This is a genomic window from Aeromonas sp. CU5 (assembly GCF_002586745.1).
In the GTDB taxonomy this organism is placed as follows: domain Bacteria; phylum Pseudomonadota; class Gammaproteobacteria; order Enterobacterales; family Aeromonadaceae; genus Aeromonas; species Aeromonas sobria.
Genome location: NZ_CP023817.1, coordinates 3,574,175 through 3,588,550, shown reverse-complemented (window position 1 = coordinate 3,588,550; position 14,376 = coordinate 3,574,175). Strand labels below are relative to the sequence as shown.

The 14,376-nt window shown below is 56.9% G+C and carries 12 protein-coding genes; 6 read left to right on the top strand and 6 right to left on the bottom strand.

Annotated elements, in window-relative coordinates:
- Complete coding sequence (locus tag CK911_RS16085) at nt 1–441, top strand: DUF2489 domain-containing protein (RefSeq protein WP_042018081.1); 441 nt, start codon at nt 1–3, stop codon at nt 439–441.
- Nucleotides 442–472: 31 nt separating this feature from the next.
- Nucleotides 473–1,846 (top strand): oxygen-independent coproporphyrinogen III oxidase, encoded by a 1,374-nt coding sequence (hemN, locus tag CK911_RS16080; protein WP_098971190.1) that lies wholly within the window; start codon nt 473–475, stop codon nt 1,844–1,846.
- A 723-nt stretch (nt 1,847–2,569) separates the two neighbouring features.
- Here hemN and CK911_RS16075 read toward each other — a convergent pair.
- The 3 genes from CK911_RS16075 to CK911_RS21385 form a co-directional block, all read right to left on the bottom strand.
- A complete protein-coding gene (locus tag CK911_RS16075) occupies nt 2,570–2,938 on the bottom strand; it encodes a hypothetical protein (RefSeq protein ID WP_042017982.1) in 369 nt (122 codons plus the stop codon).
- Between the two features lies 1 nt (nt 2,939).
- Nucleotides 2,940–3,587, bottom strand: a complete 648-nt coding sequence (locus tag CK911_RS16070; protein ID WP_042012296.1) for an AAA family ATPase — start codon at nt 3,585–3,587, stop codon at nt 2,940–2,942.
- A 97-nt stretch (nt 3,588–3,684) separates the two neighbouring features.
- Nucleotides 3,685–3,861 carry a hypothetical protein gene (locus CK911_RS21385; RefSeq protein WP_172954037.1) on the bottom strand — a complete coding sequence of 59 codons (177 nt, stop codon included), beginning with the start codon at nt 3,859–3,861 and terminating at the stop codon, nt 3,685–3,687.
- A 748-nt stretch (nt 3,862–4,609) separates the two neighbouring features.
- Between CK911_RS21385 and arcA the strand changes: the two genes are divergently transcribed.
- The 4 genes from arcA (at nt 4,610) to CK911_RS16050 (ending at nt 9,432) form a co-directional block, all read left to right on the top strand.
- Nucleotides 4,610–5,830: an arginine deiminase gene (gene arcA, locus CK911_RS16065; RefSeq protein ID WP_042017980.1), complete on the top strand. Its 1,221-nt coding sequence runs from the start codon at nt 4,610–4,612 to the stop codon at nt 5,828–5,830.
- Between the two features lie 62 nt (nt 5,831–5,892).
- On the top strand, nt 5,893–6,819 hold the full coding sequence (gene arcC / locus CK911_RS16060) for a carbamate kinase (RefSeq protein ID WP_042017979.1): 927 nt from the start codon (nt 5,893–5,895) through the stop codon (nt 6,817–6,819).
- A gap of 78 nt (nt 6,820–6,897) precedes the next feature.
- The gene (argF, locus tag CK911_RS16055) at nt 6,898–7,902 is read left to right on the top strand and encodes an ornithine carbamoyltransferase (protein ID WP_042017978.1); all 1,005 of its coding nucleotides are present in this window, start codon (nt 6,898–6,900) and stop codon (nt 7,900–7,902) included.
- Between the two features lie 123 nt (nt 7,903–8,025).
- Complete coding sequence (locus CK911_RS16050) at nt 8,026–9,432, top strand: YfcC family protein (RefSeq protein ID WP_042017976.1); 1,407 nt, start codon at nt 8,026–8,028, stop codon at nt 9,430–9,432.
- A gap of 326 nt (nt 9,433–9,758) precedes the next feature.
- Here CK911_RS16050 and clpB read toward each other — a convergent pair whose 3' ends face one another.
- The 3 genes from clpB to rluD all read right to left on the bottom strand — a co-directional run bounded on the left by clpB (nt 9,759) and on the right by rluD (nt 14,354).
- Nucleotides 9,759–12,332, bottom strand: a complete 2,574-nt coding sequence (gene clpB / locus CK911_RS16045; RefSeq protein ID WP_098971188.1) for an ATP-dependent chaperone ClpB — start codon at nt 12,330–12,332, stop codon at nt 9,759–9,761.
- A gap of 171 nt (nt 12,333–12,503) precedes the next feature.
- Entirely contained in the window at nt 12,504–13,241 is a 738-nt protein-coding gene (gene pgeF / locus CK911_RS16040) for a peptidoglycan editing factor PgeF (RefSeq protein ID WP_098971186.1), read from the bottom strand.
- A 132-nt stretch (nt 13,242–13,373) separates the two neighbouring features.
- Entirely contained in the window at nt 13,374–14,354 is a 981-nt protein-coding gene (gene rluD / locus CK911_RS16035; protein WP_042017969.1) for a 23S rRNA pseudouridine(1911/1915/1917) synthase RluD, read from the bottom strand.
- Nucleotides 14,355–14,376 lie beyond the last annotated feature (22 nt).

Genomic DNA, 14,376 nt, shown 5'->3' with positions numbered 1-14,376 from the left:
ATGCTGGCCGCCCTGTTGGGCGGCCTGATTTTGTCAGGCTTGGCCATCTATGCCGGTATGCTGCTAGCCAGGCTCAAACGACAGCAAGGGATGCAGTCGCAGGCGATTGCTGCCCGCAATGAGCTAATTCTGGATAGTGTGCGAGTCATTGCCCATGCGGTGCAGGAGGGACAGTGTGACTATTCCGAAGGTGCCATTCGACTGACCAACCTGTTAGATGCGTTGCAGATCAAGGGTGGGCGTGTGTTTGCAACCGAGTTCCCGGGTCTGTACGGATTGTATGAGAAGGTGAAAGATATGCCGACGCATGAGGCCAGGCGAGCCCTCAAGCGCAACCAAGTGATGAGGATGGATCTCGACCGCAGTGGCTACGAGGCAGAGCTGGAGGCTCAGATCCTCAAGGATGTGGCCCAACTGAAGGATTTTCAGTTAGGCCGATGAGCCGTCAATAACAACAAGAGAGGAAGCGAGCGTGCAAGTAGAACAGATTGTGTGGGATCAGGCCCTGATCGAAAAGTATAACTACAGCGGCCCGCGATACACCTCTTATCCCACCGCGCTGGAGTTCAACGAGAGCTTCGGCTATCCGGATTTTGTCCGCGCTGCAGGCCAGTATCCCGAGCGCAATCTGTCGCTCTACGTGCATATCCCTTTCTGTCACAAGCTCTGCTATTACTGCGGCTGCAACAAGGTCATTACCCGTCATCAACACAAGGCTGACGAGTACCTCGACTACCTGGAGCAGGAGATCAAGGCGCAGGCCCCGTTCTTCAAGCATCGGCTGGTCACCCAGCTGCACTGGGGCGGCGGTACGCCCACCTATCTGGATGAAGCACAGACGCGCCGTCTGATGGGCATGCTGCGTGAGAACTTCCACTTCGCCGAAGAGGGGGAGTTCAGTATCGAGGTCGATCCGCGCGAGATCGCCATTACCATGCTGGATGTGCTGCGAGAAGTCGGCTTCAACCGTATCAGCCTTGGGGTGCAGGATTTCAACAAGGATGTGCAGGTCGCGGTCAACCGCGAGCAGGACAACGACTTTATTAAAGCCATGTTGGAACGGGCCCGCGAACTGGGTTTCCGCTCGACCAACCTAGACCTTATCTATGGCTTGCCGCATCAGGATCGTGCCAGCTTCCACCATACGCTGGAAGAGGTGCTCAAAACCGATCCTGCCCGCCTCTCCATCTTCAACTATGCCCATCTGCCGAGTCGCTTTGCTGCCCAGCGCAAGTTGAAAGAGGCGGATATGCCTGCTCCGCAGGAGAAGCTGGCCATGTTGCAGGATACTATCGCCTTCCTCACCGGTCAGGGTTACCAGTTTATCGGCATGGACCATTTTGCCAAACCTGATGACGAGCTGGCGGTGGCGCAGCGCGAGGGCAAGCTGCACCGCAACTTCCAGGGCTATACCACCCAGGGTGATTGCGATCTGCTGGGGCTGGGGGTCTCCTCCATCAGCATGATCGGTGATGCCTATTCCCAGAACCAGAAAGAGCTCAAGGCTTATTACGCACAGGTTGCAGAGCTGGGCCATGCTCAGTGGAAAGGTTGCTCGCTCAATCAGGATGACCTGATCCGCCGCGAGGTGATCAAGCGGCTCATCTGTGATTTTCGCCTTAACTTTGCTGTTGTCGAGCAGATGTTCGGTCTGAACTTCAAGGAGTATTTCGCTGAAGATCTCAAGCTGCTGCAGACCTTCATTGACGATGGTTTGGTGCGCATGGCAGATGCTGGGCTGGAGGTTTCGTCAACGGGGCAGCTGTTGATCCGCAATATCTGCATGTGTTTCGATGTCTATCTGCGCAACAAGGCGCGCCAGCAGCAGTTCTCCCGCGTGATATAAGTTGTGTTTGTCGATCAGAAAACAGAAAGGGGCGTCATCGTGGCGCCCCTTTCATATGTATTTTTGCTTAAGCAGCGGGTCTGGAAGGTTCTGGCAAGAAGGCACTGCGCTGAGGCAAGCAATGGGGCGGTGAAACGCAGATAAAAAGATGGGGGCGACTTGCGTCGCCCCCGGTAGTCGTATCGCTCATATCCTTGAACGAAGTTGCTCCCTGCAATCCCTGACTGTTTACCTCTTCCTTTAGGTTTCCCCTTCCCAATCCTTTGGGGTGTCCTTTAGCCATCTTGGCCTGACGAGTCATCCTGTCCCGTCGCACTTTCTCCGTCCTGGGAGGTGTCCTTTACCACATCCTGTGGTGAGTCCATTTGCCTAACCCTGGCAGCCAGTCTTCCTGACCGACTTCATTGCGTCCGTGCATGAGTAACTATAAGGATTTTCTTACCGGCTACAACGTTAGATTGGAAAACGTTTTTTTCATTAGCTGTTTAGAAAGCAGGGCGTTTCTATTTATTCATTTATAAACATGATGTTAAGTGTTCTGTTGTCATGTTTTAAGATCCCATCTTCCGATTATCTCGGGGATCTTTTCGGCGGTTGGCTTACATATGGAATGGCTGATCTCTTACGCGGCTTTTTGGTTACTTTGGAAACAGATTTTGCGGTCTGATGATGGTCATTCTGAGTCGATTGGTGAGGCACAAAAAGATCGGTTTAATGGGGAAATTATGAGCGCTGGTTGAGCCGCTCATAGATGGTCTGACGCTCTTCCGGAGTGAGCGAAGAGAAGTAGTGAGTGAAAAGGCGCAGCAGCAGGGATTTGTTCATACCATCTTGCTGGGTCAGGTTGCCCAGTTCATCAATGGCCACCGCGCTCATCGAGAAGGTGGCCTTCTTATAGCTGGGTTTAAGGTGCTCACCACTCTCGATAAAGGCCAGTGCGGACAAGGCTTCATCCCTATGCTGGTTCAGTTCCAGGCTGACCACCTTGGGGGTGCCTTTTGCGTAGAACTCCGCATCTTCGATAAACTCGTCAACGGTGAACTTCTTTTGATGATGTAACTGGTGCTTTTTTTTCAGATCAGCCAGGCCCATCTCATACCCCCACTTGCAGGAACTCTTTGGCGATGGTCCTGATCTCTTCGGCAGATTTGCCGTCAGGCTCGATCTCCATCACTGATAACCCCTTTTCCTCGCTGTCATCGTAAACATTGCGGCCGTAGGTGATGGCATTCAGCACGTCGACACCGAATGAGGAGCAGACCTCCTTCGCCTCCAGAATGCGTTTTACCTGATTGGGCAGGGCCGGGCACTGGGTTAGCACCACGGCTGCATTGAGCGTTGGATTGACCATCTTGCAGGTGGTGATGAGATCTTCCATATGGGGCAGGGTCTTGAGGTCGCGACGCTTGGGGCGCAGGGGGATCAGGGCGTGAGTGGCGACGGCCATGGTGGAGCGCAGCGCCCGGTTGTCTTGCCCGCCGCAATCGACGATGACGTAGTCGTAGCGGTTCTTCAGGCTGAGCAGGTCGTTGCGAATATTGCCATAGAGCTGAACGCAGTTGATTTGTGGCAGCTCCGGGTTGTCATTGCGTTCCTGAATCCAGTCAGAGGTGGTGCGCTGCGGGTCGCAATCAACCAGCAATACCTCCCCCTGAAATTGGGATCTGAGGTAGACCGCCAGATTTTGTGCCAGGCAGCTCTTGCCACTTCCCCCCTTCTCTCCACCGACCAACAAGATCATGACGTTCCCCTATCCATGAGAAAACTGCTGATTTCAGTATAGGAGGAGCCTGCTTCATCACAAGGCGAGAGGAGTGATGCTCCTCTCGCTGTTTTGACTAGTAATGCACGCTGCCTCCATGCCAGCGGCAGACATAGTCGGGCACCAGCATTTGCGGGGCTTTGTCGACATGGCAGACCACCATGGGCATGGCGGGAGCTCCTTCGGCCTGGCTGAGGCCCGGTAGAGCAGTCAGGAACAAAGTGGCGAGCAGCAGCATGGGCTTCATCTTCATAACAACTCCTTGGTTGAACCATCCATATGTGATCTGGATCACTGTCTGAGTTAAGTCGAGGTTGGTGGTAGTGCAAGGTGAGACCAATAAATTCAACTAATGAAAAAAGTATCAAAAGGCGTTGTGATGATTCGCCGGGATAGTTAGCTGCCTGGATGCGTGCTTTGTGCATATTGAGTTGAATCGGATCGGGAAGAGTATTGCGTGCAGGGCAGGGCGCTAAGGGGATTGCATCACTGCCATGATCTGGGACAAGAAAAGTTTTATGCAATGAAGTGTGGGGATATGAGTTTTTATTTCTCCTCCGATCCGCTGGTCATGCTGATGTATTCAATAGCGAGACGGCAATATTCACTACTCCTGTTCAAATATTTACATTTAATTGATTTTAAAGGTTTTATTGTTTTCTTGTTTAATCCAGCCATTGACCATGAATGAATAAAAAACGAATCAAACTGAAATATAGCAGGGTGGTTGTGCATGGCTATTCAGCATGGAGTGTTTGGAAAATGTGCGATTTGCTACCGGGGTCATAGATTGAGCGGTGAATATATTCAGTTCTGAGTGAATGTGATCAATGTCTAAGTTTGCGTTGGTTTGCAGGTCTAACCTCGGTCTCGAAAGGCAAGGGCAGGATAGAACATAAGCCGAATACCCTACATAAAGAATATCCCGCCTTAGCCACGAGCATGAATAGAAGGAATCTATTCAATCACTCGCAGGGACCACTGCTAGACGGAATTTAATCATGAGCAAATTTAATGTAGGTTCTGAAGTTGGCCAATTGCGCCGAGTCATGTTGCACCGCCCCAACCTCAGTCTGAAGCGTCTGACCCCTTCCAACTGCCAGGACCTGCTGTTCGATGATGTCTTGTCTGTTGAGCGTGCCGGTCAGGAGCACGACAAATTCGCTCAGGTACTGCGCGATCAGAATGTCGAAGTTTTCCTGCTGACTAATATGTTGGCCGAAACCCTGGATGTGCCGGAAGCCAAAACCTGGCTGCTGCAACATCAGGTCTCCGATTATCGCCTCGGCTCTTCTTTGGCCAACGATGTGCGTTGCTTCCTGGCTGATATGCCGCACCGTGAACTGGCCCGGATTCTGACGGGTGGCCTGACCTACTCCGAGATGCCCCACCGCGGCGTCAACATGGTAGTGGGCATGCACACCCCTACCGATTTCATCATTGAGCCGCTGCCTAACCACCTCTTTACCCGTGATACCTCTTGCTGGGTCTACGGTGGCGTCTCCATCAACCCGATGGCCAAGCCGGCCCGTCGCCGCGAAACCAACCATGTGAAGGCCATCTACCGCTGGCACCCGATGTTTGCGGGTCAGGACTTCATCAAGTACTTCGGTGACGAAGACCATGACTACGACAACGCCACCATCGAGGGGGGTGACGTACTGGTCATCGGTCGTGGTGCTGTGCTCATCGGTATGTCCGAGCGTACTACGCCACAAGGGGTCGAGCATCTGGCTCGCAGCCTGTTCAAACATGGTCAGGCCAAACAGGTCATCGCCATGGAGCTGCCGAAACACCGTAGCTGCATGCACCTGGATACCGTCATGACTCACATGGATATAGATACCTTCTCCGTTTATCCAGAAGTGGTTCGCAAAGATCTGCAGTGCTGGAGTCTGACTCCGGGCGGCGCCACCGGCATGAACATCAAGGAAGAGGGTTACTTCGTTACTGCCATCGAGAAAGCGCTGGGTGTGGATCAGCTCAAGCTCATCACTACTGGCGGTGACAGCTTCGAGGCCGAACGGGAGCAGTGGAACGATGCCAACAACGTACTGACCGTACGTCCCGGCGTGGTGGTGGGTTATGAGCGCAACACCTACACCAACGAGAAATATGACAAGGCCGGTATCACAGTTCTCTCCATTCCGGGTGATGAACTGGGCCGTGGCCGCGGCGGCGCCCGCTGCATGAGCTGCCCGATGGAACGCGACAGCATCTGATGAGACGGCGTGGCGCCGGCAGAGGCTGGCGCCACACAGACCCAAAATCGAGATTAACCACTATGAAAAAACCAACTGTCGTCGTCGCTCTGGGTGGCAATGCACTGCTCCGTCGTGGTGAGCCCCTTGAGGCGGATATCCAGCGCAAGAACATCGCCACTGCCGCCAAGACCATCGCCCTGATTGCTCAGGAGTACAACGTGGTGCTGGTGCATGGCAACGGCCCGCAAGTCGGCCTGCTGGCCCTGCAAAACAGTGCCTACACCAAGGTCTCTCCCTATCCGCTGGATGTGCTGGGTGCCGAGTCTCAGGGCATGATTGGCTACATGCTGATCCAGGAGCTGAAAAATCTGATGCCGAGCCGCAACGTCACCGCGCTGCTGACTCAGGTGCAGGTTGATCCCAAGGATCCGGCGTTTGCCAATCCGACCAAATTTATCGGCCCCGTCTATGAAGAAGCCGAAGCCCGCGCTCTGGCAGAAGAGAAACACTGGGTGGTCAAGGCTGATGGCAAGTTCTTCCGCCGCGTGGTGCCGTCCCCACTGCCCCAGCGCATCATCGAAGGTGATGCCATCGAAACCCTGATCGCTCAGGGCCACCTCATCATCTGTACCGGTGGTGGTGGCATTCCGGTGACCTGGGATGGCCAGAGCCTGACCGGTATCGAAGCTGTGATCGACAAAGACATGTCTGCTGCCTATCTGGCCAAGCAGATCAAGGCCGACGCCCTGCTGATCCTGACCGACGCCGATGCCGTCTATCTGGATTGGGGCAAGCCGACCCAGCACCCGCTGCGGGTCACCAGCCCGGATGAGCTGGCCGGGGTCAAATTCGATGCAGGCTCCATGGGACCGAAAGTCGAAGCCTCTTGTGAATTTGTCAAAGCGACCGGCGGCATGGTCGGGATCGGTTCTCTGGAAGATGGCCTCGCCATCCTCAAGGGCGAAGCCGGTACCAATATCGTCGCCACTCGCACTGAACATGCCTAGTTACTGAATCTGTACTGAGAATGCGTAGTCAACACTACTGCCCGAATTGGTCTGAAACAAATATAGAGAGAACTCATCATGGCTTTTAATCTGCGTAACCGTAACTTCCTGAAACTGCTGGACTTCACCCCACGCGAAATCCAATACATGATCGACTTGGCCATCGACCTGAAAAAAGCCAAATACGGTGGCTATGAGCGTAAACACCTGACCGGCAAGAACATCGCCCTGATCTTCGAGAAGACCTCTACCCGCACCCGCTGTGCGTTTGAAGTGGCGGCCTTCGACCAGGGTGCACAGGTCTCCTACCTCGGCCCAAGCGGTTCCCAGATCGGTCACAAGGAGTCCATGAAGGACACCGCCCGTGTATTGGGCCGCATGTATGACGGCATCGAATACCGCGGCTACGGCCAGGAGATCGTGGAAGAGCTGGGTGCTTACGCCGGTGTCCCGGTTTGGAACGGCCTGACCAACGAATTCCACCCGACCCAGATCCTGGCCGACTTCATGACCATGCTGGAGCACGGCAAGGGCAAACGTCTGGATCAAATCAAGTTCGCCTACCTGGGTGATGCCCGCAACAACATGGGTAACTCCCTGATGGTCGGTGCCGCCAAGATGGGCATGGACATTCGTCTGGTCGCGCCGAAAGCCTTCTGGCCGGAAGAGGATCTGGTCGCCAAGTGCCGCCTGATCGCCGAAGAGACCGGCGCGCGCATCACCCTGACCGAAGATGTGAAAGAGGGTGTACTGGGCACCGATTTCCTCTACACCGACGTCTGGGTATCCATGGGTGAAGCGAAAGAAGCCTGGGATCAGCGGGTGAAACTGATGACCCCCTATCAGATCAATATGGATGTCATCAACGCCACCAAGAATCCTGACGTGAAGTTCATGCACTGCCTGCCGGCGTTCCATAACGACGAGACCACCATGGGCAAGGAAGTGGCTGAAAAATATGGCATGAAAGGCCTGGAAGTGACCGAGGAGGTGTTCGAATCCGAGCACAGCATCGTGTTCGACGAGGCCGAAAACCGGATGCACACCATCAAGGCAGTGATGGTTGCTACGCTGGGCGACTAAGGTCGCAGTAGTGGTGCCGGGGGGCAACCCCCGGCTTTTCGACCATGTGACAGCGGCATAATACCTCTAACCCTACGACCCGCAGCCTGCATGGATACCACACCCACAGAAGGAAGCTGGACCATGACCAAATTCAAGTTCCCGTCAGCCTACACGATACTGTTTGTGCTGATCGCCCTGGTGGCCGCCCTGAGCTGGATAGTGCCGGCCGGCAAATACGAGATGACCATGAACGAAGCCCTCGGCAAAGAAGTGCCGGTGGCGGGTACCTACAAGCTGGTGGAGGGGAATCCCCAGGGGATCGTTGACGTGCTGCTGGCACCTATCGATGGCCTCTACAACCACGAAACGTATGAGGCAGGCGCCATCGACGTCTCCCTCTTTATCCTGATCATCGGTGGTTTTCTTGGCATTGTGACCAAGACCGGTGCCATTGATGCCGGTATTGAACGTGTTACTGACCGCCTGCGCGGCCGTGAAGAGTGGATGATCCCGATCCTGATGGCGCTGTTCGCCGCAGGCGGCACCATTTACGGCATGGCCGAAGAGTCGCTGCCCTTCTACACCCTGCTGGTGCCGGTGATGATGGCTGCCCGTTTCGACCCGGTCGTCGCTGCGGCAACCGTGTTGCTGGGGGCCGGTATCGGTACCTTGGGCTCTACCATCAACCCGTTTGCGACTGTGATTGCCGCCAACGCGGCCGGTATATCCTTTACCGACGGTATCTGGCTGCGTGTCGCCATGCTGATAGCTGGCTGGCTGCTCTGTGTTGCCTACGTCATGCGTTATGCCAAGATGGTGCGCAGCGATCCCAGCAAATCCCTGGTGGCTGACAAGTGGGAAGAGAACCGTGCCCACTTCCTCGGCAACAAGAGCGACCAGATGCTGGAGTTCACCCTGACCCGTAAAATCGTGCTGGGTATCTTCGTTGCCGCCTTTGCCGTGATGATCTACGGTGTGGCCGTGCTGGGCTGGTGGATGGCGCAGATCTCCGGTGTGTTCCTGGCCGCAGCCATCATAGTCGGTGTCATCTCCCGCATGAGCGAAGAGGAGCTGACCACCAACTTTATCGACGGTGCCCGCGACCTGCTGGGTGTGGCGCTGATCATCGGTATCGCCCGCGGTATCGTGGTGGTGATGGACAACGGCATGATCACCCACACCATTTTGCACAGTGCAGAAGGGATCGTGACCGGTCTTTCTACCGTGGTGTTCATCAACGTGATGTTCGTGCTGGAATTGGTGCTCTCCTTCCTGGTGCCGTCCTCCTCTGGTCTGGCCGTACTGACCATGCCGATCATGGCGCCGCTGGCCGACTTCGCCAACGTGGGCCGCGATCTGGTGGTGACTGCTTACCAGTCAGCCTCTGGTCTGGTGAACCTGGTGACCCCGACCTCCGCCGTGGTCATGGGTGGTCTGGCTATCGCCAAGGTGCCCTATGTGCGCTGGCTGAAATGGGTGGCTCCGCTGCTCGGTATCCTGACCGTGCTGATTGTGGTCTGCCTGAGCCTGGGGGCGCTGCTCTCCTAAGATGACTCGCAAGATGTAACAACGGCCCGCAAGGGTGAATGCCAGTCAGTTAGCCTGACTGGCATTATTTTTTGAATATCCCCGCTGCGTGGTTGATGGGGTAGTCCAGCAGCCACTCTCTGCGCAGAGGGAGCGCGAGAGTAAGCGAAGAGGGGAGAGTCCGAAGTACTGAGCGCCGTGACAGGATGAATGAAGTCACGAACGACAGTGATGGCGATAAAAACCCCGAAACCATTCCCATGGTTTCGGGGTTTTTTACCTCTTGCACACCGAGTGATGGCGTCTTGTCAGCAGCAAGGCGTGACGGGGTGGCCTTTCATACCCGATTACTGGGTCATGGTCAAGCCGTTGCTGTCGGCCCCGAGTACCAGGGTCTTGCCGGGCACGATGCGGCCGGAGAGCAGGGCCTGCGCCAGCGGGTTCTCCACTTTTTGCTGGATTGCCCGTTTGAGCGGGCGTGCTCCGTAGACAGGATCGAACCCTGCGTGTACCAGCTTGTCGAGCAGCGCTTCACTCACCGTCACCTCGTAACCCTGTGCCTCCAGTCGGCCCATCAGGCTCTTGAGCTGGATCCGGGCGATGGATTTGATGTGATCCTCGCCAAGGGGGTGGAACACCACTGTCTCGTCGATCCGGTTGATAAATTCCGGCCGGAAGCTGCGGGTCAGCACCTCCATCAGCAGGGCCTTCATCTCCTCGTAATCCTTCTCCGAGTGGTGCTCCTGGATCAGATCAGAACCCAGATTCGAGGTCATGATCACCACAGTGTTGCGAAAATCGACGGTGCGGCCCTGACCATCGGTCAGGCGGCCATCATCGAGCACCTGCAACAGGATGTTGAACACATCCGGGTGGGCTTTCTCCACTTCGTCGAGCAGGATCACCGAGTAGGGGCGACGGCGTACCGCTTCGGTCAGATAACCGCCCTCTTCGTAACCCACATATCCGGGAGGCGCCCCCACCAGACGGGCCACGCTGTGTTTCTCCATGAACTCGGACATGTCGATCCGCACCATGGCATCCTGGGTATCGAACAGGAACTCCGCCAGCGCCTTGCACAGCTCGGTCTTGCCCACCCCGGTTGGCCCCAAAAACAGGAAGGAGCCGATAGGGCGGTTGGGATCCGACAGTCCGGCACGGGAGCGGCGAATGGCGTTGGAAACCGCTTCAACCGCCTCTTCCTGCCCGATCACCCGGCTATGCAGTTGCTCTTCCATCCGCAGCAGCTTGTCGCGCTCCCCTTCCAGCATCCGCGCCACCGGAATGCCGGTGGCGCGGGCCAGTACGTCGGCGATCTCCACATCGGTGACCCGGTTACGCAGCAGGCTGGTCTCCTGCATCTCGGCCTGAGTGGCGAGATCCAGCTGTTTCTCCAGCTCTGGAATGCGGCCATATTGCAGCTCGGACATCCGCCCCAAATCGCCAGCACGGCGCGCTACTTCAAGATCCTGACGGGCTTGCTCCAGTGCCGCCTTGATATGCTGGGTACCGGCAAGGGCGGCCTTCTCGGCCTTCCACACTTCGTCCAGTTCGTTGTATTCCCGATCTTTTTCGCCAATCTCCTGATTGATCAGATCCAGCCGTTTGCGACTGGCATCGTCGTCCTCCTTCATCAGCGCCTGCTGTTCGAGTTTCAGCTGGATGATGCGACGCTCGAGGCGATCGAGGGCTTCCGGTTTGGAGTCGATCTGCAGCCGGATGCTGGCCGCCGCCTCGTCGATCAGGTCGATGGCCTTGTCCGGCAGCTGGCGATCCGCAATGTAGCGGTGGGACAGCTGGGCAGCCGCCACAATGGCGGGGTCGGTGATCTGCACATGGTGGTGCAGCTCGTAACGCTCTTTGAGGCCGCGCAGGATGGCGATGGTGTCCTCCACGCTCGGCTCTTCCACCAGCACCTTCTGGAAACGGCGCTCGAGGGCGGCATCTTTCTCGATGTACTGACGGTACTCATCCAGCGTGGTGGCCCCGACGCAGTGCAGGTCGCCACGGGCCAGTGCCGGTTTCAGCATATTGCCGGCATCCATGGCCCCTTCGCCCTTGCCGGCGCCGACCATGGTGTGCAGTTCGTCGATAAAGAGGATGACGTTGCCTTCCTCTTTGGCCAGATCGCTCAGCACCGCTTTGAGCCGCTCTTCAAATTCGCCACGATACTTGGCACCGGCTACCAGTGCCCCCATGTCGAGGGATAGCACCCGCTTGTTCTTCAGCCCTTCCGGCACTTCGCCGTTGATGATGCGCTGGGCCAGCCCTTCCACGATGGCGGTCTTGCCGACCCCGGGAGCACCGATCAGCACTGGGTTGTTCTTGGTGCGGCGTTGCAGCACCTGAATGGTGCGGCGGATCTCGTCATCACGACCGATCACCGGGTCCAGCTTGCCGAGTTCGGCCCGCTCGGTCAGATCTATGGTGTACTTCTCCAGCGCCTGACGGTTCTCTTCGGCATTGGCGTCTTCAATTTTTCTGCCGCCTCGCACCTTGTCGATGGCAGTTTCAAGCTTCTCTTTACTCAGGCCCTGAGCGCGCAACAGCTCACCCAGATTGCCTTTCTCGTCGAGGGCCGCCAGTACGAACAGTTCGGATGAGATGAACTGATCCTTGCGCTGCTGGGCCAGTTTGTCGCAGACGTTGAGCAGGCGGCCGAGGCCGCTGGAGAGCTGAACATCCCCCTCTACCCCGCTGACCTTGGGCAGTCGATCCAGCTCTTCGCCAAGGCGCGAGCGCAGGGTATTGATGTCCATTCCGGTCAGGGTAAGCAGTGGACGGATTGATCCGCCGTTCTGATTGACCAGTGCGGTCATCAAGTGGACGGGTTCGATAAATTGGTGATCACGACCCAGTGCAAGTGACTGGGCATCGGAAATAGCAACCTGGAATTTGCTGGTCAGGCGATCGAGACGCATCGCACTCCCCCTTTGAGGCAGACGCCGCTTGCGCGGCAAACAACATAACTTTCTGACAAGAAAGATGCGGCCCGTACGGGTTATTTCAAGGGGCAGGGCTGGTTATTTTTTCTGCAAAACGGGGAGGGGGCAGGATCCCCGTCCTTTTGAGCCAAAGGACGGGGATCGCAATCAGGCCGTCAGCCAGATAAGGGAGGCCATCCGGCCGGTCTGGCCATCGCGGCGATAGGAGTAAAACTGCTCGCCATTGCTGAAAGTGCAGTGCTCACCGCCGTACACGGCGTTCACCCCGGCGCGGGCCAGTCTCAGCCGGGCCAGCTGGTAGATATCCGCCAGCCACTTGCCCTCGTTGGGGGAGGGCACAAAGGCTGCCGCTGCCTCGGCCTGCTCCGCCATAAAGGCATCGCGCACCTCACCACCCACTTCGAACGCGGTGGGGCCAATGGCCGGGCCAAGCCAGGCCAGGATATCGACAGGATCGCAAGCCATGGCGGCGATACTCGCCTCCAGCACGCCCTCTTTCAGTCCACGCCAGCCAGCGTGGGCGGCGGCGACCACGGTACCGGCCCGATCGCAAAACAGCACCGGCAGACAGTCGGCGGTCATCACGATACAGGCCTGCTCCACTTCATGGGCGCAAGCCGCGTCGGCGTCCGGTGCCTGCTCATAATGGCAACTGACCGGATGAACGATGGTGCCATGTACCTGATTAAGCCAGTTGAGGGGGGCAGGAATGGCCGCTACCCGTTGCAGGTGGCCACGATTGGCCTCGACCCGCACCTGCTCATCCCCCACATGGGCACCCAGATTCAGCCCGGCGAAAACCCCCTCGCTTATCCCACCATCCCGAGTGGTTGACAGGGCTCTGACGTTGGCCGGAGCAGGCCAGTCAGGTTCGATCCATTTCATCTGTGACTCCTTCAATTCACCGATATAAAAACGGGGCGCCTTAGCTGTCATCAGTTAAGGCGCCCCGTTTGGGGTGTCAGACATGCTTGATGGCGGGTTACGGCAAGATCGGTCGCATACCCGCCTTGCTCATCAACTCCAGACGATGTCATCCGGATTAACGAGGGTATCGGCACGCAGCACTTCCATCAGCTCCACCATGTCTTGCGGGGTTGGGGAGTGCCACTGCATCACTTCACCCGTGATGGGGTGAGCCAGTTGCAGCATGGTGGCATGCAGCGCCTGACGGTTGAAGCTACGCAGCATCTGGGTCAGTTCAGGGGTAGCATTGCGCAGCAGGCGCAAACGGCCACCGTATGCCGGGTCACCCACCAGCGGGTGCTTGATATGTGCCATGTGGACACGGATCTGGTGGGTACGGCCGGTTTCCAGGCGCAGACGCAGACGGGTGTGACCACGGAACTTCTCATGTACCCGATAGTGAGTCACGGAAGGTCGGCCATTGGGCACGACATCCATGTGGGTACGCTGGGTCGGGTGACGCCCAATCGGCGCATCCACAGTGCCGCCTGCGGTCATGTGACCGATGGCGATTGCTTCGTACTCACGGGTGATCTGGCGCGCCTGCAGTGCTTCCACCAGATGAGTCTGGGCTGGCACCGTCTTGGCAACTACCATCAGACCGGTGGTGTCTTTATCCAGACGGTGCACGATGCCGGCACGGGGCACTTCGGCAATGCTGGGGTAACGGTGCAGCAGGGCATTGAGGATGGTGCCATCCGGTGTACCTGCACCCGGGTGAACTACCAGTCCAGCCGGTTTGTCGATCACCAGAATATGCTCATCTTCATAAACGATGTTGAGCGCGATATCCTGGGCATCCCAGCGGGTGTCATCTTCCAGCTCGACATCCACATGCACCTGTTGCCCGGCAATCACTTTCTCGCGCGGGGTGTTGGCAACCTGACCGTCCAGGGTCACTCTGTCCTGTAAAATCCACTCCTTGATACGGGTGCGGGAGTAGTCTGGAAACAATTCGGCCAGGGCCTGGTCGAGTCGCTGCCCGAATTGGTGATCCTGGAATTCGCCTGTCAGTTCAATATGCTGGCTCATGTATGGTCTCTTGAGCGGGGGG

What these genes read in the sequence shown, in the direction of transcription:
- CK911_RS16085 (WP_042018081.1), top strand. Translation starts at nt 1, where the DNA reads ATGCTGGCCGCCCTGTTGGGCGGCCTGATTTTGTCAGGCTTGGCCATC.
- CK911_RS16075 (WP_042017982.1), bottom strand. Translation starts at nt 2,938, where the DNA reads ATGGGCCTGGCTGATCTGAAAAAAAAGCACCAGTTACATCATCAAAAG.
- CK911_RS16070 (WP_042012296.1), bottom strand. Translation starts at nt 3,587, where the DNA reads ATGATCTTGTTGGTCGGTGGAGAGAAGGGGGGAAGTGGCAAGAGCTGC.
- CK911_RS21385 (WP_172954037.1), bottom strand. Translation starts at nt 3,861, where the DNA reads ATGAAGATGAAGCCCATGCTGCTGCTCGCCACTTTGTTCCTGACTGCT.
- arcA (WP_042017980.1), top strand. Translation starts at nt 4,610, where the DNA reads ATGAGCAAATTTAATGTAGGTTCTGAAGTTGGCCAATTGCGCCGAGTC.
- arcC (WP_042017979.1), top strand. Translation starts at nt 5,893, where the DNA reads ATGAAAAAACCAACTGTCGTCGTCGCTCTGGGTGGCAATGCACTGCTC.
- argF (WP_042017978.1), top strand. Translation starts at nt 6,898, where the DNA reads ATGGCTTTTAATCTGCGTAACCGTAACTTCCTGAAACTGCTGGACTTC.
- CK911_RS16050 (WP_042017976.1), top strand. Translation starts at nt 8,026, where the DNA reads ATGACCAAATTCAAGTTCCCGTCAGCCTACACGATACTGTTTGTGCTG.
- clpB (WP_098971188.1), bottom strand. Translation starts at nt 12,332, where the DNA reads ATGCGTCTCGATCGCCTGACCAGCAAATTCCAGGTTGCTATTTCCGAT.
- pgeF (WP_098971186.1), bottom strand. Translation starts at nt 13,241, where the DNA reads ATGAAATGGATCGAACCTGACTGGCCTGCTCCGGCCAACGTCAGAGCC.
- rluD (WP_042017969.1), bottom strand. Translation starts at nt 14,354, where the DNA reads ATGAGCCAGCATATTGAACTGACAGGCGAATTCCAGGATCACCAATTC.